Raw genomic sequence first — 24,033 nt, 5'->3', positions numbered from 1 at the left:
AATTAAAATAAATTCTCTATAAATTCCCATGTTCTATCAGAAGAATTAAAATCTACGTATTTATGGAATTTTTCTTTTAAACTTATCCTTTCTTCTAAGTAGTATTGATTATACTGCTCAAATTTCATAATCTCATTTTTTAAATCATATACACTCTTAATTTTAGGGCCTGGTGTAACTTCATTGTATTCAAATAGTAACCCCCTATTGTTAGAGTACTCTTCTATATCATTGTTAGTAAATATTAAAGGAATATTTAATAACAATAAGTCAATATAAACAGATGAATAATCTGTAATTAAATAATCTGAACACCCTAAAATTTCATATAAATCAATATTGTTATTTTCTAAATCTTCACTTAATATCAACTTTATACTTTTACTTTCTTTTACCATACTAGAAATGTATTTTTCTTCATGCGGATGTAATTTCAATATAAATACCATATTATTTTTTAATAACCATTCTTCAAATTCTATTAAGTGTTCTTTATTGAAAAGTTCATCTTTCATAAATATATTTATCCCATCATTTATAGAATCGTTTTCTCGTATCCTAAATGTAGGCATATAGAATATAACTTTTTTATTACTTGTATTAATCCCAAGTATCTTGTTTAGATTGTTTATTCCATTTTCTTTGTCTAATAAATCATTTCTCGGTGCTCCTGTTATTATGTATTTGTACTCTTCTACTTTTATACACCTATTCATATTAATATTAAAATTCTCCGAATAAGATGTAATATAGTTTATATCTGCAAATCTTTTTTCCATACTTTCAATGTCTTTCTCATTTTTATCTAAATAACCCATACTCTTAATAGGGAATCCATGCCATAAATCTATAATAATCTGATTTCCATTGTAAACCTCTTTAGGAATAGCGACATTAGCTTCAGTTGTAATTATTATATCAGCTTCCATAACCATTCTCACATAGTTATAATCTATAGTTTGCTTTATTATTTTAACATCAAATTTTTCTTTTATATGTTGAGGAATTTTTTTATATAAAGCATAAGTATTAGACCCTGAGTAATCTTTGTGAATCAGTAATATTACTTTTTTAAAATTATATACATTATCATTTTTATTAAATTTTTCTAACTCTGCTAATTCTCCTAATCTAAACAAATGCAATGCCGGATATCTTGTATTTACATGTAAATCTAAACCTAACGAATTTGCTCTTACACAAAAATGCCTGTCTTCTCCTACTAATGATATATTATCAATCTTTGTAAAATTTACTCCCTTTAATAATGCTTTTTGAGATATAAGGGTACAAGCACCTAATCCTCCAACTTTATACAAACCTTTCCTCTTCATTTGGTTTATATAATCCAACTCCATTTTAGCTGATACTATTATGTTATTATTGCGGTTATCGTTTTTAATAAATGAATAATTATCTTCAAGCCAAACTTGTGGTTCTAATCTTGTATTCAAATTCCATTTTGTCCAAAATATATTTGATACTATATCAACATTACTGTTAATCAACTCTTGCAATGTTTCTCTATGCAGAATCAAATCAGAATCTATAAAAAATATATAATCAAATTCTCTGTCTATAGCATAAGTTATCAATCTATTCTTAAATTCCGCAACTTTATCCATTAGATCTGCATTCCAATAATGAGTATTCTCATCTTTAACATAAGTATTATTACTTTTAACTTTAATCACTTTTGTTTTCAGGGGAATAAATGAGTTTAATATGTAGCTTGATTCTTCATCCACATTATCATCTATAAAAATATATTCTTCAACAATATTATCATAATTTAATTCTTTTAAAGACTTTAAAAATTCTTTTAATATTTTGTAGTCTTGCCTTACAGGACTTGCAATTAATACTTTTATACTTTCTTCACTTTTTAATATCGTCGATTTTCGGTAGTAAAATTCAGCTGCTTTATTTCTGCCTAAAGCTTCAAGAATTATTGCCTTAATATTTATTAATTGTAAGTTTTCATGTGAATTTTCAATACCTTCGTTTGCCTCCTTTAAAGCTTCTTCATATTTTCCTTCAAAAAATGATATTAATGCTTTATACCTCTTTACTTCTTCATACTCAATAAATTTCTCATTTTTTAATATTATTTTTTTTGCTTCAACTAATTCATTTTTTTCAATTAATATTTCAATTTCTTCATAAAGTTTATTTGTCATATTCTCTCTCCTTTAATGCTTCAACACTATGTCTACTTAATAATTATTAAAAATAATATTTACCTTTTGTAATTAAAATGACAAAATCTACATATTTCATCAGTTTTAATAGGATCACTCTTCTTTTTGAAGGTGTAACTTAATTATATAGCATATATTTACATATAAACTATAATTTGATAAAATATAAATTCACTTTTACGCAATATTTTAAAATAAAAATCCTTCACCTTAATTCCTCAATTACTGAGTAAATAGAAAAAGATATTGACTATTTAGCCAATATCTCTTCGTGGATTTCAATGGTGAATACGATTATAGCAATCATATCCACCATTTTTTTATTATTATTTGTTCCTTTTATATAATCTATTAACATTTATTTGTTATTTAATTATATAGTAGATATCATGAAATAAGGTAATGGACTAGAATATCCTAGCATATCTCATAATACTGCATCTATTTTTAATTTAATTTTTTATATTTCTTTTGAATGTATAATATGTACCTACAAAGTAACATAGATAAATACATATCACCAAAATCAATGCCACCACTACATTAAATACAAAAGATGAATCTCCTATATAAGAAGTAATTACTTGTGAATTTAAGACATAGTAGTTATATATAAATATAACAAATCCTGCTATTGCAATAATTATCGGAATAATAAAGTATAAAGATACTTGTTTTAAGATAATTTTATTTATATCTTTGTCTTCTACTCCCAACTTCTTAAGAACATTAAATCTTTCTTTATGCTCTATAGAATCTTCAAGTTGCCCAAGTCCAAGAACAGTTTGGTGGTATTTCTATTACTTCACTCATTAGATACTTTTTATCTATGTTATCAATATACTTTGTTAGTCTTTCAAAATATATTTTTCTTTTTTTGTATTCATAGATAATAAATATTGTTAAAACTATTATCCACCCTATTGCCACTGTTTTTATAACTTCAAAAGTATTACCCACACTAAAAAGAAAGATACTAAGGTTATTAAAGCTATAATATTTAAAAATATCTCTCCTACTTTGCTATTTAGATATTCTTTTAGACTCATATTATATACCATTGTCCTCTTTTGGTTTTTATAAAATCAAATCACTTACACCGATTTCTTCTATCTTATTTCTTATTCTTGTTATATTCACAGTAAGAGTGTTGTCATTTACAAATAATGAGCTATCCCATAGGTACTCCATGATATCAACTCTTGCTCTTGATACTATTTTCCCTTTATTCATTAGTAGATAATATAATATCTTTAATTCATTTTTTGTAAGTTCACAAACATTTCTATCATGTTCTATAGTACTTGATAATATATTAAGTTTCACACCATTGTACTCAACTATATCCATGTTTTGATCATTAGGATAAGCTCTTCTTAATATAGAATTTATTCTTGCTAAAAGTATATGAGTGTTGTATGGCTTTGTTATGAAGTCATCTCCTCCTAAAGTTATTCCCATAAGTTCATCTATGTTCGTGTTTCTACTTGTTATAAATATTATCGGAACTTGTGAGAAACTTCTTATTTCTGTACATATTTTAAATCCATCATCTGTATGTAAGTTTATATCTAGTAAAATTAAATTTGGATTCTCTTGTTTTACGAGGTAAGCTATATTATTAAATTCCTTTGGTTTTATGATCGAATATCCATTAGCACTTAAAAGATTTCCAATTTCATTTTGTAGTTGTTCGTTATCATCAGCTATCATATATAGTAAACATATTTTTAATTTCCCATCTACAATTTATTTTTTAATATATAGATAATACTATAATAGTAGTACTTTTTCTTCAATATACTATTTATTCATAATAATATTTCTTACAACTAAAAAAAGTATTGATATTTTTATCAATACTTTCTTCGTGGATAAATGTTAATATTAAGTTATTTTAGATATATCATATACTAATCATTAGGTAAATCATAGTTTATTTTCCTATTTAATAAATTATTTCGACATTCTTTTGTTCTTTTAATTTTAATTTGGTTAAAAACATTATTGAAATTATTGTTGTTATAATCTCAGCAAATGTAAATGATAGCCATACACCATTCATTCCCAAAAAGGCTGAAAGAATGAATAAATTAGGTATAATAGCTATGCACCCACGCATAATAGAAACAACAAAAGCACTCTTCATTTTTGCGGTTGCACTTAAAAAAGCTGCTATAATAATATTAAATCCAGCAAAGAAAAATCCGGTAAAGTATAGTCTTAATCCATTTGTAGCAATATGAATTAAACTCGCATTGTTTTCGCTGTTAAAAGCAGCAATAATATTATCCGATAAAAGGAAAGTCAATATATATATAACAGTTGCAAAACCTAAAGATAAAGTAATAGCATATTTTAATACTCGCTTCATCAATATACTATCATTTATTCCATAGCCCTCGCTTAGCAGTGGCTGTATTCCTTGTGCAATTCCTGTAAATATTGAAATTACCACAAGTGCAACATTTGCAACTATTCCATATGCCGCCACTCCAATAATTCCTGTTAGATCCAATATTACAAGATTAAATAGAATAAGAACAAATCCTGATGAAATTTCCGTAATAAATGCCGACAAACCAAGTCCTAAAATATTTTTTATGTTTTTTATATTTACCTTACATTTTATAAATTTAAAATTATTTTTTTGTTTTATAAAATGTGAAGATAAAATACAAAGACTTATAATCGGTGCAAGTCCTGTAGCAAAAGCCGCTCCAAACATTCCCATTGAAAGAGGAAAAATAAAGATGTAGTCAAGAATAATATTTGAAAAACTTCCTGTAAGCATGCCTGCCATAGACAATCTTGGATTTCCATCATTTCGTATAAATGCAATCATTACATTGTTTAGGATAAAAAATGGTGAAAAGCAAAGTATTGTTGATAAGTAAATACTCGCCAACGTTAATGTAGTACCATCTGCTCTAAGTAGCTTTGCGATTGGTGTTGATAAAAATAATCCTACAATAAGCAAAATAATTCCTACAACCATTCCTATAATCACAGTGTTAGAAAAAATTGAATTAGCCTTTTCATCTTCATTTTGAGACTTTAAAATACTATATTTTGTTGCACCTCCAATACCAATCATCAAGCCTGCACCATTGATGATACAATAAATTGGAATAGAAAAGTTCAATGCAGCGAGTCCATTTGAGCCAAGAGCTTTGGAAACAAAAAAAGTATCTGCAAGAATATAACAGGACAGTCCTATCATTCCTATAACATTTAGGCTCACATATTTAAAAAAATTTTTTAGTACGTAGTATTTATTCATACAAAACCTCCCATAAAAAAATGCCCAACAACATTCCTTCTAAGACCTAATGGAATGTGTTTGAGCACTTTGAGTTGTTTTGCTCGGTAGCAAAACAAAAGTATTTATTTACTTATTTAAATAATAGCATCTATCTGCTAGTTTTTCAATATATAAAATATTTTAGAATTTTTAATTTACAATTGTATAAAATTTTTTTAAAATCATCTTCTACTATTTTTTCTTTTTTAATATTTTGTATAATTATATTTGCTTAGAATAAAAATTTATGTCGTTCATAAGATGCAATAGTTTCATCCCATATAGTAGTTTGTTCTGTACTTCAACAAAACCATGTATTCTAAGCCTCTCTGTTACACTCTCTGTAAGTTTATAAAACACAATCTTAGCCTCTTCATCTATAATACAATACCATAGTATTAAATTATAATACCAATAAATTTCTAAAAAGAAAAGACCTAGAAAAAATCTAAGTCTTTCTTCCACTATATATAATCAAAGGAGGAAAACAGGCAGCAAGATGTAGGAGCCGAACCTACTTTACTATTATTTGCATATTGAGTGAGGCACCACCCTCATCCCATTAACTATATATTCTCGTTAAATATAAAAATCCCTGCTTTCGTAAGTGAATTTACTAGATTTACCTACAATAACCGTTATTAATTATGAATTTTTATCTTATTAAGATCTTATTAAGATGCTATTTTAACACTTTGCTGGTTAGACAAGTCCCTTTAACTAAATCTATCCAGTAATTATATAGTTGTTATGTATAATTTTTCTACAATACAATTATCTATGTATTTCTTAATAAATCAGGCAATTAAAATGCAATTTATTTTATAAATCTAAAATGTCACTATTATTTATATGTTTTAAATGTGTAACAGTATTTTCATAATTATAACCATCATATACTTTTATAACCTCTTCTTTCTCAATACTAAATTTATCATTGTCTCCAGAAATAATTGTAGCTACATTATCTTTATACTCAGACTTATTGAGATTTATATCTATACCAATATCATTTATATTACCGTATAAATAAAACACAGGTTTATTATCTTTTATAAATACCATTTGTGCCATGTCTGTGCCTTCAGTTTCAGTTATATTTCTCCATTCATAACCAACTTTTTTATAGATGATTTCTCTTGGTGTTTCTGGAGCAAATACAAATGCCTTATCCCATTCAAATGGTGTTATTTCTGACAAACTGGCCTCTTTAACTTTATCATCAATTTCAAATAAAGCCATCGACAATGATCCAAAGTATTCATCATATTTTTGTAAGTCACTTAAATCAAATTCTGTTAAATCGCTGGTTTTTTTAATTACATTCCAATTATTGTTTTTCTTTTCTAGTTGAAAATTTATTTTTGATATACATTCTCCATGCTTACCTGGTTGTGTAACTATTACATTTTCGCCAGACTTATTTTTATAATTATGTTGAGTAATTTGCTTATGTGTATGGCCTGCAACTATAGCATCTATTCCTTCTACCTCATATGCTAAATCTTGTATTCTATTACCTGGATTTCTTGGTTTCTTAGGTTTTTCACCTGAATGAACAACTGCTACTATAATATCAGCCTTATCTTCTTTCATTTTACCAACCCATTTATTAGCATCTTTTACTAAATCATTCATATATAATTTTCCTTCATACTCTGGCTGGTCTTTTAATTCTCTAGATTTTGATTCAACAAGTTTTCCATCCTGGGTACCATCATCTATTCTAATTTGCCTTTCCCCAACTTCTTTTATAGTAAGTCCCAAAATACCTAGCTTTACTATTCCATTTGATGTTGGAATTTCTTTAATTATATAAGGATCAGTATAACTCTCACCATCTTTTTTATATGTATTTGCTGATAATACTTTTATATCCTGTTTTTCAAAGTCAGAAATCATATTATCTAATTGAAGTTTATTGTATAAAAATTCATGATTTCCAAGAACTACTGAATCATATCCCAATTCTTTCATGTCTTTTACAATAGGTGCTTCTCTGTATTCAGATGGGTTTTCTCTCCTTTTATCAAAATATTTAGCCATGTCATCATTGTTTTCAGAATCAAAAAAATCACCAGCATCAACTAATGTTAAATTTTTATCTTTTTTAAACTCATTCTTTACATATGAAGATAGCTTGTAAGGTATATCTCCATGTAAATCAGTAGTGGCTAATATATTTATTTCTTCTTTGTCAGTACTACAACCTGATATTAGGAAAACAGATAATACTACTAAACATGTCATTAATATTTTTTTCATTACTTAAAACCTCCTGATTAGTACTTTATATAATTTGACACAATTTATAGTATATCTGAAAACATATTATTATTTTGTATTATTATGTCGAATAAGTATTTATTAAAAGCTATTAATTTATTAAATCAAACAAGCTAGGTTCTTCTTCACTAAAAACCTTTCATTAAAAAAGAGATATTAGTATTTCTACTAATGTCTCTTTTATTAGTTTTTAAATTCCGATCTAGTAGTTTGTCTATCAGCATAGATCATAATTATAATATAAGTTTAAAAAATTAATTGTTATATTGTATTTTATAGGTTATGTTAAAACAATTATGTGAAAAATAGTTAATAAAAAATGTATAGATATTATTACTTATACATTTTTAGTATATACTTCTTTAAATTATTTTTTCCATTATATATTCTTTATGGGCAGAATCTTCATTAATTTGTTCTTTGATTATTTTAAACCCTCTATGAATATAAAAATCTACTGATTTCTGGTTTTCTTTGTACACTGCTAAATTTAATTTATTGTATTTATCTAGTGTATAGTCTATTAAACTTTTTCCTATACCTTTACCTTGAGCATCTACATCCACGAATAATGCCCCTATAAATTCATTATTTATAATACTTATAAATCCTTTTATATCCTCCTGGTCTTCATATACAAATGTTTCAGCTATTGGTATATATACATCTTTTACAGTATTATAGCTATTTTCCCAATAATCTTTAGATATAAATGTATGAGCCTTTATAGTGCTTTTTAACCATATATCCATTATTTTATCTATATCTTTATTTTCTATATTCCTTATCATATCTATCAACATCTCCTTATTATTTTATATATTTAATTTTATCACTACCTAGTAAAGAGTGCTAAGTACATATATACTTCTGTATCATTCTTGTACTATAAAAAAGTGTCTTAAGTAATTTTATCAATCACTTTAAGACACTCAGTTTATTGTTATTTATTATATATCTTAATAATTCTTCTTATACTATGTTCTGTAAGATAATAATCTTTAGATATTTCTTTTACTGTTTTTCCTTTATTATATTCACCAATTATTTCTTTATTTCTATTTTCCAATTCTTCTCTAAATCCGCTTTCTTCACCCCAGGATTTTTTATTTTCTGATTTTCTTGGTATATATAAATATTTTCCATCAATATATTCTTGTATTAGCTCAACAATATATGGTGGTAATATATTATTTGCATTTTCATAATTCATAGCATTTGCTCCTATCTACTTATATTTGTACATAGTCGAGCAAAATCTATTCTGGCTATATTAGCCGTATCTATATTTAATACGGCTCCAAACAATTTTTATCTATAGACTTTGCTCGGAGCCTTACACATTTTCAAAATATCTAATATTTATCATTATATTTTCACCTCCATATATTTATCTTTATCTTGTTACCTGCTAAATTCAAAACTATATAAATATACCACATACTGTAATCACTAATCTTTTATTAAAAATTAAACATATATTCTACCCCCACCAGGCACATGAATGAGGAGGATACTATTTAATACAATTTTTATCGCTTATTTTCTTCTATTTTAACTGTAATCTGAGTAATAAAATCTCTCTCATTTTTATTTGATATCTCATCCAGAAGATAAACTTCATAGGCAAATTCTCCCATTTGCAGTCCATTTTCTTCAAGAAACTTTAGTAACAAATCATAAGTCCTATATATGGTTTCATAACTTCCTGGGTGATAAGCCACAGCATACAACCCCTTTGGCTTTACATAAATATTGTAGGATTCATTGTTATTGCTTACTTTTTCAAATATATACGAATAATTGTTAAAATTTCCATTTTTAATATTGTCTTCGTTAAGCATTGCACCGAAAAGATAACTTTTCCTTGTTGTCTGAGTACTATTCCTAAATTTTGTATAATCCGATATCCATTTTGTATGATCCGTACTCTTTTCTTCATTTAGTAAGGTACTTAGAAACATATACTCTTCCTCTTGGTTCTCTAAAGTTATAATGTCACAATCAGCATTTAATCCCAGATTTGTACAAATAATGGTATCTTCCAGTAGATTCTTTATTTGGTTTAATTTATCTATTTCCCTATTCGCCATATCTATCTTTTGTTCTGCTAATGAAAGTAACATTTCAGGTGTTCTTGTATTAAGATATATCTTAATGTCTTTTAATGGAACATTTAGTTCCTTTAAAATTGTAATAATTGAAAATGTGTCAAACTGATGGTAAGAGTAATAGCGGTATCCATTTTTATCTGTAATAGCAGGTAAAAACAAGCCAATATCATTGTAATGAAATAGGGTTCTTTTATTTACTCCACAAAGTTTGGCAAATTCCCCGGTTGTTAAATGATTTTTATAATTTCCACTCATAATTTATTATCTCCTCTTGACCGTCCGGTTACGTTATACCTTATCATAAAGCAAGAACTAAAGAAAATCAAGCAAAAATGTTTCAATTAATACAATTACTTAAGGGCACACAGTTGAATTAATTAGGAATTTTGTAAGAAACAATAATTTTTTAGAGGAGAATAGAATTATATGTTAACAATAAGAAAAATGAGATCAGACGATAAAAAAGTAGTTTTATCTATGGTAAATGAATTTTACCATAGCAATGCGGTAGATCATGAGGTAGAAGAATCTAAACTAAAAACAACTTTTCAAGATGCAACAGGCGAAGAGCCTTATATATGGGGTGTAACACTTTGTGAAGCTGATGATATTGTTGGATTTGCATATCTGACTATGTGTTATTCATGTGAAATGGGTGGTAAAACACTTATATTAGAAGAACTATTTATGAAGGAACAGTGCAGAGGTAAGGGGTATGGCCGACAATTCTTTGATTGGCTATTTAATGAATATCAAGATGTAGTCCGCTTTAGATTAGAAGTCACAGAGTCTAATGAGGGAGCTAGTTCCTTATATAAACGTTTGGGGTTTTATTATTTACAGTATAAGCAAATGGTTTATGATAAGAAAATTTAAATATATATATCTTTGCCAAAGCTGAATTGATTTAGATTAAGGAGATAATAAATGAAAATCACAAAATCAGATTGTGTTGTGGGAATAATTGCAGGACTTATTTGTTTTGGGGTATTAATTAATATTCCGGTATGGGCAATGTTTATAGGATGGGGCTTGCGCATTAGCGTCATTTAACGCATATTCTTGTTTATTTGCAGTATATTCAGCAGGTACTTTTCCTGCAATGACTACATCTATGCAATGGGATATCAATAATGTTTTAATTGCTCTTTTATGGGTTGGAATAGCAAATACTCTCGGTTTAATCTGTGGTTATATAAGTATAAACCTAGGTACTAATGATTCTGATGAAAAAAGGCATAATAAGCAGGATACATTTGAAATATTTTAAGCATTTTGATCGGTTTAATACCTTTTTTATCAAATATATCCATGCTATCAACCTTCTAAAAATAATATGGCCAAGTGATGCTTATTTTAAGCATTCATTTCGTAAAACAATATTCATAATAATGTTATAATACATGTATCATATATGCTGCGTCTATTGTATAGAAGGTACTTAACGTACCTTCTATTGTAGTCTAACTCTGTTTTTTATTTCGAATATCATTCTCTAATTTCTTATTTTCATTAGATAGTTCCTCATATTTTTTTCTTTTATCTAAGTTAATTTCACGTTCTAACTTTCTTCCCAAGTTATATACTATAATTAGACATACAACACCTACTGTTAAATAAATTGAAAAAGTTATTATATTATTCATAATTCCACCCTCCAATTCCCCTCTTAGCCTCTTCTATATTTTTAAAAATTCTCATTTTATCTATTTTATGCAATTCGTATTAGTGTATGTCTATATTATTTATCTTCTAATAAATATTTCTTTACTAATTTTTACTCTCATTTCATATCATTATTTAAATTAATTATTCAACCCTAATTAACTTCTCAAATGTATGATATTGCTTAAAATTTGTATAGGTGTGTTCCAAAATAAAAAACACTTAAATACATCAGCTGTAAGTAAGTGTTATTTTTGCTATATAGCTTTTTCTTCTTCAATTAATTCGTATTCTTGATTTACAGGATATTTTCTAATCTCTCTAATTAAAACTATCCCTGTAACAATTGCTGATACTATATCAGCAGTTGGTTGTGCAAACCATATACCATTTAAACCTAAGAAATTAGGTAATATTAAAATCATAGGTATTAGTACTAAAACTTGTCTTAATAAACCTAATATCATAGACATTTTTGCTTTTCCAATTGATTGTATAAAGTTACTTCCTACTATTGATATTCCTATTATAGGCATTGCAAATGCATATTTTCTTAGTCCATTTATAGTTATACTCATAAGTTGTTGGTCTTTATTAAATGCTCCAACTAAAACTTGTGGCGCAAGTTGGACGAATAAAGCACCTAATATAAATACAACTGTTGCTAATGATAAACTAATTTTTAAAGTTTTCTTAGCTCTATCATATTTTTTAGCTCCATAGTTAAATCCTACTATAGGTTGCATGCCTTGTACAAAACCGTATGCTGGCATTACAAATAACATATTTATTGAACTTATTGTCGCCATTGCCCCTATTGATAGATCTCCACCATATTTTTTTAATGAAGTATTAAACATAAGTTGAACCATACTATTAGCTAATTGCATTGCAAATGGAGCCATACCTATTGCAAATATTGTTTTTATAATTGCTTTATTTAAATTTAAATTTGATTTTTTAAACTCTACGTTTGATTTTCCTCTTAAATAATATGATAATCCCCACATTGATGATGTTGCTTGAGAGATTATAGTAGCAAGTGCTGCACCTTGTATCCCCATATTAAATACAAATATAAATATTGCATCTAATATTATATTCATAAAACATCCTACAGTCATAATAATAGCTGAAAGTTTTGGATTTCCATCTCCTCTTAACAAGTTACTAAACATCATTGACATTATGTTAAATGCTGCACCAATTAATATTATACTCATATAAGATTTTGCATAACCTATTGTACCTTCACTTGCTCCAAAGATTGTAAGGATTTCATTTAAAAATATTGTTCCAAATATAGTTATTACAATACCTAATATTACTGCTAAACTTATTGCATTTCCTACAATACATTCAGCTTTATCTCTTCGTCCTTCTCCTAGTTTTATAGATACATTTGTAGTTGATCCTACACCTATAAGTGTTCCAAAGGCAATTATTATTGACATTATCGGCATTGTCACTCCAAGACCTGTTATTGCCATAGGACCAACACCTGGTATGTTTCCTATAAATATTCTATCTACTACATTGTAAAGTGCATTTACCATCATTCCGATAATGGCTGGCACTGAATATTTTAATAATAGCTTACCGATTGGGTCTGTACCTAATATATTCTGACTACTATCCATAATCTACCTCCCTATATATTTATATTTTTACATACTTTCTCAAGTAGATTTCTTAGCGTTTCTTCTTCTTCCTTAGTTAAATTTTCACTTATTTTTTTATTCCAATCTTTAAAAACATTATATACATCTGGCTTAATCTCTTTGGATTTTTCTGTTAAATAGATTCTATTAGCTCTTTTATCATCTTTATCTTTAACTCTAGTTATAAATTCTTGTTCTTCTAATTTTTTTAAAGCCCTAGCGGTTGTACCTTTATCTATTTTTAATCTTTCAGATATTTCTTCTTGATTTTTTCCATCTTGAAGATATAGATCCATTAAAAATATAAGTTGACCTGATCTAATATCATATTCAGATACTACTCTATTTATATATACACTAGATTTTCTATACAATTGAGAAATATATTTAGCTATATGTCCATTATCATTACACTTACCTTTGTTCATATTTATCCCACCTTTAATTAGTTGTTTATGCAACTGTTTTATTATAACAAAAAATCGTTGCATAGACAACTAGTTTAAAATTAGATATATTCTACTATAGAAAGTTAATATTTTAGAACATAATAATATAGAAGTATATATATCATTTTTAAGAAAAAACTTTATTATGTTGAATCTAACGTAAAAATAACAACTATAAGAAGAGTTGGATATAGATTGGAAAAATTTATGCAAAAAGTAAATTAGGTGAATTTACATCATTTATAGTTAAAATTCCAAATTATTCCTAGTGATAAAAAATAGTTCATTTTCATGTTTATATGATAATGAACTAATTTTTTATAATAGATTTTATATTGTGTTGTAGCTTGATTTGTAGGAGATTCCGTCATTTCTTTTCTGCCTTGTCCTCCTAATTCCCTATCTCCACTTGAACCACCCATATTCCCCTTAGATGTTGCTCCATCTTGAGTAATATTTTTGATAGATTCTGATACATCTCGAGTAAAACTTCTGTTCCTCCAGAATATTTACCATCAGAATATAATCAATTAGTTTCATTTATCCATAAATTTGCAAGATTAACGGCACCTCTGAAACCTACAAACGGCGAATCATATGGATGTAAACGATATTTAGTATCAGGATTTGATATTTGCATATCTGTACTGCGCCCTGACCAATCTAATGCTTCACCACTTGCCATAAGAAATCCTTTTTTATGAGACTTAATTACTCGTATCCACTCATCTTCAGAAAAAAAAGGAATTTCTTCACTTCCCATATCAGGGCTATCACACCAGCAAGTTCCTTTAGATAAGAAAAGCTCACTACATCCAAAAGAAAGTATCCCACTTACTACATCAGCATGTCCACCCAAAGACAATACCGTTTCATCTGGATGAGACTTTGCAATATGAAGAAATAATGGTATTACAGGCTTAAGTTGTTTTCTTGCATTTTTTCTCTCTTTCTTTAAAAACTCAGTATTTAAATTTAAATTAAAAATATCTGCAATTTTGTCAATCCAGCTCAATGTTCCATCAATACCATAAGGCCTTCCTACAATATACGGTATCCCAAATCGCTTTTCTAGATATTTAGCTGCTGGTATTCCTTCTCGGCGCAAAACAATATTAAGATGTGCGCTGCCCATATTTTCAATATCCTCAATAGAGGTATCCGAACTCAAAACACAAACTGGCTTAATTCCAAAAGTTCCATCCATAATTCTAACTATTTCATTTGCATCAGATTGAAATCTAAAAATATCGGCACAAGATCCTATTATATTAAAAGTTGGCTGATCCGTTTTCTTTATATCTACAGGTAGTTCTTTTACTAATAACAAAAGAGCCTCTTGTACACCTTGATGCTGCTTAACATCTAATCCTCCACATCCAAAAGGTATTAATTTAACTTCAGGGTATTTTAGCTGCAAACTTTCGCATACAGCTTTAAGGTCAATTCCTATTACCTCGGGTATAGATGATGGTAAAAGAAAAATCACTTTTGGGGAATCTTTTTCTATAATATTTTCAATAGTTTTATCAAGTCTACTTGTATCACCAAAAGCTATATCAGTTTCTTCTATATGTGTAGAGTATAGTTTACACCCATCATATACTCCTGAACGTTCTAGTGTTACACTGCTATAGAGCATATGTCCCATGCATCCAAACTCAATAAGAGCTGCATCTCTAATTGAAGCTATAGTCCAAAGAGTTCCCATTCTTCCTGAAGGAATTGGTTTAAATCTGTGTAATCCCATATTCAGTCCCTCCATTGTTTAAGTCGTTTTTTTCGTCCAATATCTTTAATATTATCTTTAGTACACTAACTGTACGGCTATATCCTATATGTCCATAAAAATCAAATATCTCTGGCACGTAAGTAATATTATTATTATTGATATTTGGTGAAAATCCGAAATACAAGTCTGCACCTAACTTTTCTAAAATAGGTAAATCTGCTTCAGGATTAACCATTCTACAAATTAATGGATTATAACCCATTGAAATAATATCTTTTGCATTAGTTTTGTCCTCTGGATAATATTCTTCTAGATGTAAAAGTAGAGGTTCCATTTCAAGCTTAGTGAGATAGTGTGCTAAAGAAATTGTCATATCAACTCTAGGCAAGAATATATATTTAAGCCCTCTAAACCTTTCAACTGCTTGGTTTTGCAATTTAAGCGCTTGTTGTCTTTCTTCCTCAAAAACATCATGTAGATTAAGTCCAAATTGATCTGCAATATCCTCGTAAGCTTTATAAATACTATTTACATCGTACATATTGTGTAAATCTATATATGGTATACCAAAATCTCTTTTCATTTTAACTGCAAGTGGCTGCATATATGGTGAAACCACTATATTTAGCCTAGCATCTGAAGCCATTTGGAAATATTCTAAAGAAGCTCCTGGTGCAAGAAAACGTAAATTAAGACCTTGATTTATTAATTCTTGAAGTATATTGGGCATAGGAATTTCTTCTTCATTTGGCGCACGTCCCAGCACATTAATTTGAATAGGATCAGTTTCTTTTACATCCATCAGCATTCCAAGAGCCCCCATGGTTTTCCTTGAACCTGGTGGATAGCTAACATTTTTGAATTGACCTAGCATTACAAAAGTAACCTTAGCATTCAATTTGGGTTGAATTTCACAAATAATACCTTCAATATCCTCACCTATTAATTCAGGAATACAAGTTACTATCAATAAAATCGCTTTTGCACCGGATTTATCCATCTTGATAAGAGAGTCAATTAAACCTTGTCGACATCCGAATACCACTTCATGCGAGTCCAATACATAAAGCCAGTGAAGTTCACCGTCCTTGCCTTCTGGATTTGGACTGAAAAGTCTTGAATAAGTAGTACACTCCTGCATACCTACAAGTAAGGAGGAAAGTCCTTCAACATCTTTTGAAATAACCGATGCTATACGCATTGGGCAATGATTTCCTTTAAAAACAGCCGGCGTTAGAAATTTTATACTTTTATTCGATTTAACTTCTGAAAGTAGTTTTAGATGTTTAAAATCATTCAATACATTTTCCTCCTTCTACTAATAGCTTTGCAAGATTCATGTAATGTTCTGCCATTTCTGAATCAGGAAAAGCCTCTACGACAGTTTTACCTTGATCCTCAGCTTGTTGTACATACGGGTTACGAGGCAAACGATAAATTACTGGCACATCTATTTCCTTAGCTACATCATCTACTAGCTTATTTTCTCCTTCAATATTTTTAGCATTTAGAATTAGACCACGTATAGAGGCATAACCCCTATTTCCAAAACTTTTAACTGCTCGCGATATATTTGTCGCAGCGTATAAAGACATCACCTCACCAGAAGTTACAACACACACTTCATCCGCGTAACCACCTCTAATAGGCATTGCGAACCCACCACATACAACATCTCCTAACACGTCATACAGAACTAGATCTGGCTTGTAAATATCATAAGCTTCTAACTCTTCAAGTTTTTCAAAAGCAGTAATAATACCTCTACCTGCACATCCAACTCCAGGTACTGGACCTCCTGATTCTACACATAATACTCCAGTGCTACTTTTCACCACAAGTTCATCTAAATCCGCATCACTCTTTTCTCTTAATGTATCAAGTACAGTAGTTATATTTTTTCCTCCAGTTAAATTTCTGGTAGAATCAGCTTTTGGATCACACCCTATTTGCATCACAGTCAATCCCATACTAGATAAAGCTGCCGCCACATTAGATACGGTAGTTGATTTTCCAATTCCACCTTTACCATATATCGCTATTTTTTTCATTCTAACATCTCCTAACACATATTTTTCTATTTATTAATAAGATCATATGAAATACAAGTTGGCTTCCTATGCGAGGATCCATCGCAATCATAGCATCAATATTAAAGGTCTCTATTAAAATTTCAGCAGTCATAACATCTTACAATTTTCCATGCTCTATGCCATAAAGATTCTTCCGCATTATTTGCATTTTTCTCTGTATTATTCTCAATATTTTCTACTGCCTTACCAGAACAACCAATTGAAAATAAACCTACCAAAATCATAATAGAGGCAGATAGTGTCATCAATTTTTTTCATCTTATATCCCTCCAATAAGCTTATAGTTGCTTTATTAACTTTATAGATTATTCTAGCAAAACGCTTATTATATTTGAATACAAGTATCCTTAAACTCATATGGATTATTACTGAATTTTTTTCTGAAACTACTTGGATAAATACCTAAAAATATTGCTTAATCTAGATAGTTAGGTTATTATTGTATTTCTATATAATAAAAAAGGAATTGCTTAATTTATATAATCAAGCAATTCCAATTATTCTACTGAAGTAATTCTTTAATTGGTGGGGCGAATCGCAGGAATAATACCCACGATTTAGTACCCTAGTTTATTTTTTATATAATTTATTTTCACTTAAAATTATATTCTTTTAAGTGAACTTTTTATTTCTTCTGTATATATTCCACCATGATAACATACTATCTTATCAATATCATAGTTCAATAATTTATATACAGATTCCTTAGCTTCTTTTATATTTAGAGTATAATTTGGATTTGCTATAGCTAACTTATCATTCTCTAATACTAATGCATCTCCCGATATTAAAGTCTTACTTTCCTTAGCATAAATAGATATATGCCCTGGCATATGACCTGGAGTTTCAATTATTTCCATACCCCCGCACCAGTCAAATTTATCTCCATCTTTCAGTAACATATCTACTTCAATATTTTCTATTGATTCAAGCATCTTTTGAAAATTCATAGCACCTTCTTTTTGTTCTTCTGGCAATTTATCATATACTGATTCAGCTTGCTGTAGTCTTAAAGATTTTTCTTTTCCACTAATATATTTTTCATCTATTATTGATGATAATATTTTTACATTAGGGTACTTTCGTTTGAAATCAGCTGCTGAACCCATATGATCAAAATCGTGATGAGTTATAATTAACTTTGTTAGCTTACTTAAATCTATCCCATTTTTTATTGCTCTTTCTTCTATTAATGTTAAAAAGTTAGGATAACCACAGTCAATTAAAATCATATCATTGTCGTCCCTTAATATAACCGGATATATTGCATCTATAATTCTATTAAATTCAAATTCTACTTTTAATACATCTAATTTATTCATTGTACTACCTCCATTATAAATATAATCTCCTAATTCAGATTAAATTATATCACTAAATTAATTGGCATAATAAGTTAATAAATGAGTCTGTATTAAACTTGATTGTAAAAAATGATACTTATAAATTATCCTTTTGTTGTCTAATTATTCTTCTAATACTGCTTTCAGTAAGGTAATATTGATTAATCAGTTCTTTAACTGATATTCCTTCATTATATTTATTAAAAATTTCTTTATTTCTTTCACTTAACTCTTTTTTAAATCCGCTTTTTTCTCCCCAAGATTTTTTAGTATCGTTTTTAGTAGGTATATATAAGTATCCCCCATCTACATATTCTTGAATTAATTCAATTATATCTTGAGGTAATATCTCTTGTGCTTTTTTGTACTTCATAACCTTTTCTCCTAACTATCATTTTAATTTATAAATAGTTAGGCAAAGACTGCACAAAACATATAAGCCATATTTAATCTTTGATTATGGCTCCAAACAAAACTTTATTTGCAATTGTCTTACAGTCTTTGCCTGGAGCCTAATACTATAATCATTTTTGATTTATTAAACATTTACTCACTTCCTTTCTTAAATTATATTATCATAAAAAACACATTGAATATTTGAGTGCTCGCTTTAACTTCATAAGTTATTTATACTCTATATATGATAGTATCTTCTACATAATTAAATTATAATTTATTAGAACACTTAGGACAAAATGTAAAATCTTCTTCTGTTTTATATCCACATACAGAACAAACTTTTATACTGTGTTCGTCACATCCAAAGTCTAGTTCCACTGTATTAATACTTATTGCTTGTCCTTTTTCAATACCTTCCCCAATCTTATTATCTATTTTAGCTACTTTGTTGCAACAATTAGTCTTAACATAGTATTCTTTGTTCCATTTTATAAGAGGTATAAAAAAGAAAATGAAGTACCAGTATGTCATATATACTTCAATATTAGAATACTTTCCACAACATTTACATATGTTAAGTTCTTTGTAATCTAGCTTCTTTTGATTTTGACTAACTCCCATTATTAAAAACATATATTTCCTCCTAAAAATTTCCTTCCAATATTAGAAGGGGATTAGTATTTATATACTAACCACGATATTTACATTTTTAAAGCTTCCTCTATAAAATAAACTATATAGTTTATTTTAATAAAAGCACTTACATAATGTAAGTGCTTTTAACTATATCTTTAATAGGGCCTGATAATCAGCGTTTTTAGCTTTTTATTATTATCGAATAAAGTTTGTCCTCTGACGTTTTTCCTTTTCCGGCATCTCAATTCCCGCTGCCTTTCCAGCGTCCAAACATTTTAAAAGCCATGCCATATTACTTCCTAGAGTACGCATGATTTGCAGTCCTTCTAAGTCTTGTTTTACTTCTTCGGGAGTATTTCCATGCACCATATTCCAGTACTGCGAAGATACAATTGGCATCTCGCTATGCGCCAAATACTTATTCAACTGATCAAACGCAGCCGTTGAACCACCACGACGGCAACTTACAATTCCAGTTCCTGGCTTCCCTCTGAAGTTTGGAGTTCCAGCAAAGAAAACGCGGTCTAAAAATGACGCCATCGCACCTGAAATCGCCGCAAAATGAACTGCCGACCCGAACACAAATGCATCTGCTACATCTGCTTTATCCAAAAACTCGTTTACCTTATCATTCATGAAACATCTCCCTGTTTCACGACAACGTTCACATGCGATACATCCCGAAACCGGCTTCACTCCAATTTGAAAAATTTCTGTTTCAACTCCTTGCGCCTCAAGCTGAGTGGCAATTTCCATTAAAGCTGTGTACGTACATCCTCTTGGATGCGGGCTCCCATTCACTAATATAACTTTCATCGAAAAAACTCCCTTCATGAAAAATAATCAGATAAACTTATTGACACTTTTTATTATAAGCTACCTATACTAATTTTAAACTTATTTGTTCATAATAGCAATAATACCGTTCACACCCTCTAATCTTTATACTTGCTTTTATAAATAGTATTCTAATAAAAAAGCACATTGTTAAATTATCAATGTGCTTTTTGGATTTTAACGGTTGAGACGAAGGGAGTTTCTTATTGGATCTGTATTCTAAGCAACAAAGGATTCAATTATAGATACATCCTTAATTAAAATTTTATTATTTACAATTTTGATGCTATTCATCTCTTTTAGCTTACGTAACATACGATTAATACTACTAGCAGAATTGATACCACAAAACTTAGCTAATTCTTCATTAGTGATATTAAAATCAATCAAGATACCCTCTTTGGTCACACAACCAAATAATTCTGATAATTCATAAATTTGAGCACACAAGGCTCCGAATTTTCCATTCATAGCAAGATTCTGTGACTTTTTAATCTGTTTAACCAAATTTTGTCGGTAATATTCTTTCACAAATTTCAACAAATTTTCGTTCGTATTAACATCTTCCCAGAATTGTACTCGATTAATCTGATAGAGTTCGGCTGTATCACTTTCCACCCTAATATTAAAAGGCATATCTACATGATTGGAATACTCATTCCCCACTAATGAAACCAACTCATTTTCTTGAATGTAACCAATATTAAATTCGCGTCCATCCTTGGTAAGAAGACTGGTTTTAACGATACCTTCTTTCACTACATATACAAACGGTATCTGCACACCTTCAAAAACAATGTATTGATAGTGCTCTTTTTTTACAGTAGTAAAATGCTTCTTTTCCAGATATTCATGAAAAGTCACTTCATATTGAAAAAATTCATTGTTAGCAGTCATCTCTTTCCCTCCTAACTAAATTAAAGACTCTAATTATTTATACAATACAATATACCAAATAATTTTTACTTTTATTCATAGTAAAAAAGTTCTTGATGATATCTTCTATATTAGATTAACATATGTTAATGTCTTTTGTTATAGCAAATAGTAAATTCTTTATTTATACTAGGTTGTAAATAGAAAGCGCTTTCTAAAAATAAAAAGGAGTTGATTTTATGCATGTTTCAAGACGAGTTGTTTTAATTGGTACAGGTTCAGTAGGTTCTAGTTATGCTTTTGCCCTCGTTAATCAAAAACTCTGTAATGAATTAGTCTTAATTGATGTTAATGAGAAAAAAGCAGCTGCAGATGCAGCTGATTTACAGGATGGAATTCCAAGTTTTTATACAAATATTCATATTAAGAAAGGCGACTATAAAGACTGCGAAAAAGCAGATATTGTTTGTATTTGTGCAGGAGTTCCTCAAAAACCTGGGCAATCAAGATTAGATCTGATTAATACTAACATTAACATTGCAAAAAAAATCACTGAGAATGTAATAGCGAATGGTTTTGATGGTATTTTTCTGATTGCTTCTAATCCAGTTGACATCATCTCCTATGCTGTTTGGAAATATTCTGGTTTTTCTAGGGGAAAAGTGATCGGTTCTGGTACTACCTTGGATACCGCTCGTTTAAGATGTCAACTAAGTAAAAAATTTCAAGTTTCACCACAAGATATTTCCGCTAATATCTTGGGCGAACACGGTGATTCAGAATTTGTCCCTTGGTCAACTGTTAATGTTGCAGGTATGAAGTTAGATAAAATCAAATCAAGTTTCAATTTGACAGATACAGATATGGAAAAAATCTACCTTCAGACTAAAAACGCTGCTTATAAAATTATCGAAGCTAAAGGCGCTACCTACTATGGGATTGCCATGGCTCTTGCAAGGATCACTAAAGCTATCGTGTTTGATGAACATGCCCTCTTAACTACTTCTACTTTATTAGAGGGTGAGTATGGCTACTACGATGTGTTCGCTGGTATACCTTGTATCATTGGAAACGAAGGCATCTTAGGTACCGTGCCTGAGGACTTAACTTCTAGTGAACTTGATCAATTTGCATATTCGATTTCTGTTTTAGAGCAAAATAATCCGCTGATTCAAGGAAAGTAGTTAATGACAATGCTTAAGTAATTAATTGTTCTACATTGGGCGTCTACAAGTATTAAATACACCAATTAACGACCAAGAGACATCTTATAAAGTATTGGCTATAATATCTATATATCCATTTATTAAACCACAACCATTTGGTTGTGGTTTAATATTAATAATATAGCCCTAATCCTTTTTGTATTATAGTTTTATATACTTTTTAATAGCTATAACCACTATACTCTGGGGCTCATTTTAAATTACTTTACTTCTTTCTATATGGATACAAGCACATTAAATTAATAATGATAACACAATATTTTAATTCATGTTATTAATTGCCTGAGTTGTAGTAGTTGGAAAAGCTTTTATAGAAGTAGCCTCTAAATCTTCATTAAATAAGCTAACAACTGAAATCTGATGATTTTCATAAGTATTATAGTAATAAGTCCCTGATTCACTGCATACAACTTCAGCCGTTAGTCAAGCTGTTTCATCATTGGAAAAAGAACTTAATGTTATAATATTTAAACGTTCTAAGCAAGGGAGTTTTCCAACAACTAAAGGTCAGTATATAATTAAAAATGCTTATAAAATTTTAGAAAGACAAAATGATATATATACTTATGTAAATAATAAGTTTACTCTTCCAAAGATTAGATTAAGAATCGCGTGTATTCCTGGTATTAATTCTTCACTTATCAAGGCACTATATGAATTAAAGATGGAATATCCTTTTGCAGAAATTTCAATAGTTGAACAAAACACACAGGATCTTTTGTTATCATTACAACAAGAAAAGTTTGATTTTGCTTTAGTTGCATTTTCAAATAATATTAAGAATCATAATTTACACTACGAAATCGCACAAAAACCTGCAAATATTTTATTTAAGACTAATAATTTTATTTCAATTATAAATGCTGTTGAGGAAAATATGGCTATTTCTTTTGGTCCATCGTATTCTATAATAAACGAGTTCAATCATAAGAAGGATAATGTAAAAATAATACCTGTTATAGAGGATGAGAATATAATTAGCCCTTCATTATGGTTTTTAGCAATAAAAAAGAATCATTTTGATGAAATAGGAAATGATCTATTATCACTTATAAAAGAAAAAATTAAAATACTTGATTCATCAAGTTATTCTTTACTTTAGTATGTGAATAATGTAAGAGTATTATACAGTAATACATCTAATACCATCTAATTTTAGACCTTAAATGTAATCAGGTGAATAACAATATTTTAAAATAAAAAAGAGCAGT

28 protein-coding genes and 1 pseudogene are annotated in these 24,033 nt (G+C 28.7%); 5 read left to right on the top strand and 24 right to left on the bottom strand.

Annotated elements, in window-relative coordinates; genetic code table 11:
- Positions 1 to 2 precede the first annotated feature (2 nt).
- The 10 genes from J2Z43_RS07340 to J2Z43_RS07295 all read right to left on the bottom strand — a co-directional run bounded on the left by J2Z43_RS07340 (position 3) and on the right by J2Z43_RS07295 (position 10,160).
- On the bottom strand, positions 3 to 2,180 hold the full coding sequence (locus J2Z43_RS07340) for a CDP-glycerol glycerophosphotransferase family protein (protein ID WP_209456580.1): 2,178 nt from the start codon (positions 2,178 to 2,180) through the stop codon (positions 3 to 5).
- Between the two features lie 473 nt (positions 2,181 to 2,653).
- A complete protein-coding gene (locus J2Z43_RS15310; RefSeq protein ID WP_209456783.1) occupies positions 2,654 to 2,953 on the bottom strand; it encodes an FtsX-like permease family protein in 300 nt (99 codons plus the stop codon).
- A 7-nt stretch (positions 2,954 to 2,960) separates the two neighbouring features.
- The gene (locus J2Z43_RS07330) at positions 2,961 to 3,161 is read right to left on the bottom strand and encodes a hypothetical protein (RefSeq protein ID WP_209456579.1); all 201 of its coding nucleotides are present in this window, start codon (positions 3,159 to 3,161) and stop codon (positions 2,961 to 2,963) included.
- 117 nt (positions 3,162 to 3,278) lie between these two features.
- Positions 3,279 to 3,914: a response regulator transcription factor gene (locus tag J2Z43_RS07325; protein ID WP_330617476.1), complete on the bottom strand. Its 636-nt coding sequence runs from the start codon at positions 3,912 to 3,914 to the stop codon at positions 3,279 to 3,281.
- Positions 3,915 to 4,149: 235 nt separating this feature from the next.
- Complete coding sequence (locus J2Z43_RS07320; RefSeq protein WP_209456578.1) at positions 4,150 to 5,484, bottom strand: MATE family efflux transporter; 1,335 nt, start codon at positions 5,482 to 5,484, stop codon at positions 4,150 to 4,152.
- Between the two features lie 243 nt (positions 5,485 to 5,727).
- Positions 5,728 to 5,865 carry a hypothetical protein gene (locus tag J2Z43_RS07315; protein WP_209456577.1) on the bottom strand — a complete coding sequence of 46 codons (138 nt, stop codon included), beginning with the start codon at positions 5,863 to 5,865 and terminating at the stop codon, positions 5,728 to 5,730.
- Positions 5,866 to 6,327: 462 nt separating this feature from the next.
- Complete coding sequence (locus J2Z43_RS07310; RefSeq protein ID WP_209456576.1) at positions 6,328 to 7,770, bottom strand: metallophosphoesterase; 1,443 nt, start codon at positions 7,768 to 7,770, stop codon at positions 6,328 to 6,330.
- Between the two features lie 383 nt (positions 7,771 to 8,153).
- Complete coding sequence (locus tag J2Z43_RS07305) at positions 8,154 to 8,582, bottom strand: N-acetyltransferase (RefSeq protein WP_209456575.1); 429 nt, start codon at positions 8,580 to 8,582, stop codon at positions 8,154 to 8,156.
- A gap of 152 nt (positions 8,583 to 8,734) precedes the next feature.
- Positions 8,735 to 9,004: a CD3324 family protein gene (locus J2Z43_RS07300; RefSeq protein WP_209456574.1), complete on the bottom strand. Its 270-nt coding sequence runs from the start codon at positions 9,002 to 9,004 to the stop codon at positions 8,735 to 8,737.
- A 319-nt stretch (positions 9,005 to 9,323) separates the two neighbouring features.
- Complete coding sequence (locus J2Z43_RS07295) at positions 9,324 to 10,160, bottom strand: MerR family transcriptional regulator (RefSeq protein WP_209456573.1); 837 nt, start codon at positions 10,158 to 10,160, stop codon at positions 9,324 to 9,326.
- 171 nt (positions 10,161 to 10,331) lie between these two features.
- Between J2Z43_RS07295 and J2Z43_RS07290 the strand changes: the two genes are divergently transcribed.
- Genes J2Z43_RS07290 through J2Z43_RS07285 form a run of 3 tightly spaced genes read left to right on the top strand, consistent with a single transcriptional unit; the run spans position 10,332 to position 11,175 of the window.
- Complete coding sequence (locus tag J2Z43_RS07290; protein ID WP_209456572.1) at positions 10,332 to 10,781, top strand: GNAT family N-acetyltransferase; 450 nt, start codon at positions 10,332 to 10,334, stop codon at positions 10,779 to 10,781.
- A gap of 51 nt (positions 10,782 to 10,832) precedes the next feature.
- On the top strand, positions 10,833 to 10,958 hold the full coding sequence (locus J2Z43_RS15050) for a hypothetical protein (protein WP_268828398.1): 126 nt from the start codon (positions 10,833 to 10,835) through the stop codon (positions 10,956 to 10,958).
- 49 nt (positions 10,959 to 11,007) lie between these two features.
- Positions 11,008 to 11,175 carry a hypothetical protein gene (locus tag J2Z43_RS07285; protein ID WP_209456571.1) on the top strand — a complete coding sequence of 56 codons (168 nt, stop codon included), beginning with the start codon at positions 11,008 to 11,010 and terminating at the stop codon, positions 11,173 to 11,175.
- Between the two features lie 193 nt (positions 11,176 to 11,368).
- On the opposite strand, the gene J2Z43_RS07280 is transcribed toward J2Z43_RS07285, so the two are convergent.
- From J2Z43_RS07280 to J2Z43_RS07220, 13 genes are all read right to left on the bottom strand, one after another.
- The gene (locus J2Z43_RS07280) at positions 11,369 to 11,551 is read right to left on the bottom strand and encodes a hypothetical protein (protein WP_209456570.1); all 183 of its coding nucleotides are present in this window, start codon (positions 11,549 to 11,551) and stop codon (positions 11,369 to 11,371) included.
- A 276-nt stretch (positions 11,552 to 11,827) separates the two neighbouring features.
- On the bottom strand, positions 11,828 to 13,210 hold the full coding sequence (locus J2Z43_RS07275) for an MATE family efflux transporter (protein ID WP_209456569.1): 1,383 nt from the start codon (positions 13,208 to 13,210) through the stop codon (positions 11,828 to 11,830).
- Between the two features lie 11 nt (positions 13,211 to 13,221).
- Positions 13,222 to 13,659, bottom strand: coding sequence for a MarR family winged helix-turn-helix transcriptional regulator (locus J2Z43_RS07270; RefSeq protein WP_209456568.1), 438 nt, complete (start codon positions 13,657 to 13,659; stop codon positions 13,222 to 13,224).
- 257 nt (positions 13,660 to 13,916) lie between these two features.
- Complete coding sequence (locus J2Z43_RS07265; protein WP_209456567.1) at positions 13,917 to 14,102, bottom strand: hypothetical protein; 186 nt, start codon at positions 14,100 to 14,102, stop codon at positions 13,917 to 13,919.
- A 104-nt stretch (positions 14,103 to 14,206) separates the two neighbouring features.
- A complete protein-coding gene (locus J2Z43_RS07260) occupies positions 14,207 to 15,430 on the bottom strand; it encodes a nitrogenase component 1 (protein WP_209456566.1) in 1,224 nt (407 codons plus the stop codon).
- Positions 15,411 to 16,712, bottom strand: coding sequence for a nitrogenase component 1 (locus tag J2Z43_RS07255; protein WP_209456565.1), 1,302 nt, complete (start codon positions 16,710 to 16,712; stop codon positions 15,411 to 15,413). Before J2Z43_RS07255 ends, J2Z43_RS07260 begins: the two co-directional genes overlap by 20 nt.
- Entirely contained in the window at positions 16,705 to 17,463 is a 759-nt protein-coding gene (locus tag J2Z43_RS07250; RefSeq protein ID WP_209456564.1) for a nucleotide-binding protein, read from the bottom strand. Before J2Z43_RS07250 ends, J2Z43_RS07255 begins: the two co-directional genes overlap by 8 nt.
- A 122-nt stretch (positions 17,464 to 17,585) precedes the next feature.
- On the bottom strand, positions 17,586 to 17,723 hold the full coding sequence (locus J2Z43_RS07245; protein ID WP_209456563.1) for a hypothetical protein: 138 nt from the start codon (positions 17,721 to 17,723) through the stop codon (positions 17,586 to 17,588).
- A 384-nt stretch (positions 17,724 to 18,107) separates the two neighbouring features.
- The gene (locus J2Z43_RS07240) at positions 18,108 to 18,827 is read right to left on the bottom strand and encodes an MBL fold metallo-hydrolase (protein ID WP_209456562.1); all 720 of its coding nucleotides are present in this window, start codon (positions 18,825 to 18,827) and stop codon (positions 18,108 to 18,110) included.
- 118 nt (positions 18,828 to 18,945) lie between these two features.
- Positions 18,946 to 19,221, bottom strand: coding sequence for a CD3324 family protein (locus J2Z43_RS07235; RefSeq protein WP_027701178.1), 276 nt, complete (start codon positions 19,219 to 19,221; stop codon positions 18,946 to 18,948).
- 293 nt (positions 19,222 to 19,514) lie between these two features.
- A complete protein-coding gene (locus J2Z43_RS07230; RefSeq protein WP_209456561.1) occupies positions 19,515 to 19,880 on the bottom strand; it encodes a zinc ribbon domain-containing protein in 366 nt (121 codons plus the stop codon).
- Positions 19,881 to 20,078: 198 nt separating this feature from the next.
- Complete coding sequence (locus J2Z43_RS07225) at positions 20,079 to 20,699, bottom strand: flavodoxin family protein (RefSeq protein ID WP_209456560.1); 621 nt, start codon at positions 20,697 to 20,699, stop codon at positions 20,079 to 20,081.
- A 240-nt stretch (positions 20,700 to 20,939) separates the two neighbouring features.
- Entirely contained in the window at positions 20,940 to 21,617 is a 678-nt protein-coding gene (locus tag J2Z43_RS07220; RefSeq protein WP_209456559.1) for a Crp/Fnr family transcriptional regulator, read from the bottom strand.
- A 218-nt stretch (positions 21,618 to 21,835) separates the two neighbouring features.
- On the opposite strand from J2Z43_RS07220, the gene J2Z43_RS07215 reads away from it, so the two are divergent.
- On the top strand, positions 21,836 to 22,780 hold the full coding sequence (locus J2Z43_RS07215) for an L-lactate dehydrogenase (protein WP_209456558.1): 945 nt from the start codon (positions 21,836 to 21,838) through the stop codon (positions 22,778 to 22,780).
- 303 nt (positions 22,781 to 23,083) lie between these two features.
- On the opposite strand, the pseudogene J2Z43_RS15425 reads toward J2Z43_RS07215, so the two are convergent.
- A pseudogene (locus J2Z43_RS15425) lies at positions 23,084 to 23,221 on the bottom strand (linear amide C-N hydrolase); the annotation flags it as partial.
- A gap of 40 nt (positions 23,222 to 23,261) precedes the next feature.
- On the opposite strand from J2Z43_RS15425, the gene J2Z43_RS07205 reads away from it, so the two are divergent.
- Positions 23,262 to 23,924 (top strand): LysR substrate-binding domain-containing protein, encoded by a 663-nt coding sequence (locus J2Z43_RS07205; RefSeq protein ID WP_209456557.1) that lies wholly within the window; start codon positions 23,262 to 23,264, stop codon positions 23,922 to 23,924.
- The last annotated feature ends 109 nt before the right edge of the window (positions 23,925 to 24,033 follow it).

Origin of the sequence: Metaclostridioides mangenotii, from assembly GCF_017873185.1 — a bacterium.
Lineage (GTDB): Bacteria > Bacillota > Clostridia > Peptostreptococcales > Peptostreptococcaceae > Metaclostridioides > Metaclostridioides mangenotii.
Note: the sequence above shows the minus strand (reverse complement) of the source record. Positions and strands in the feature narration are given on the sequence as shown.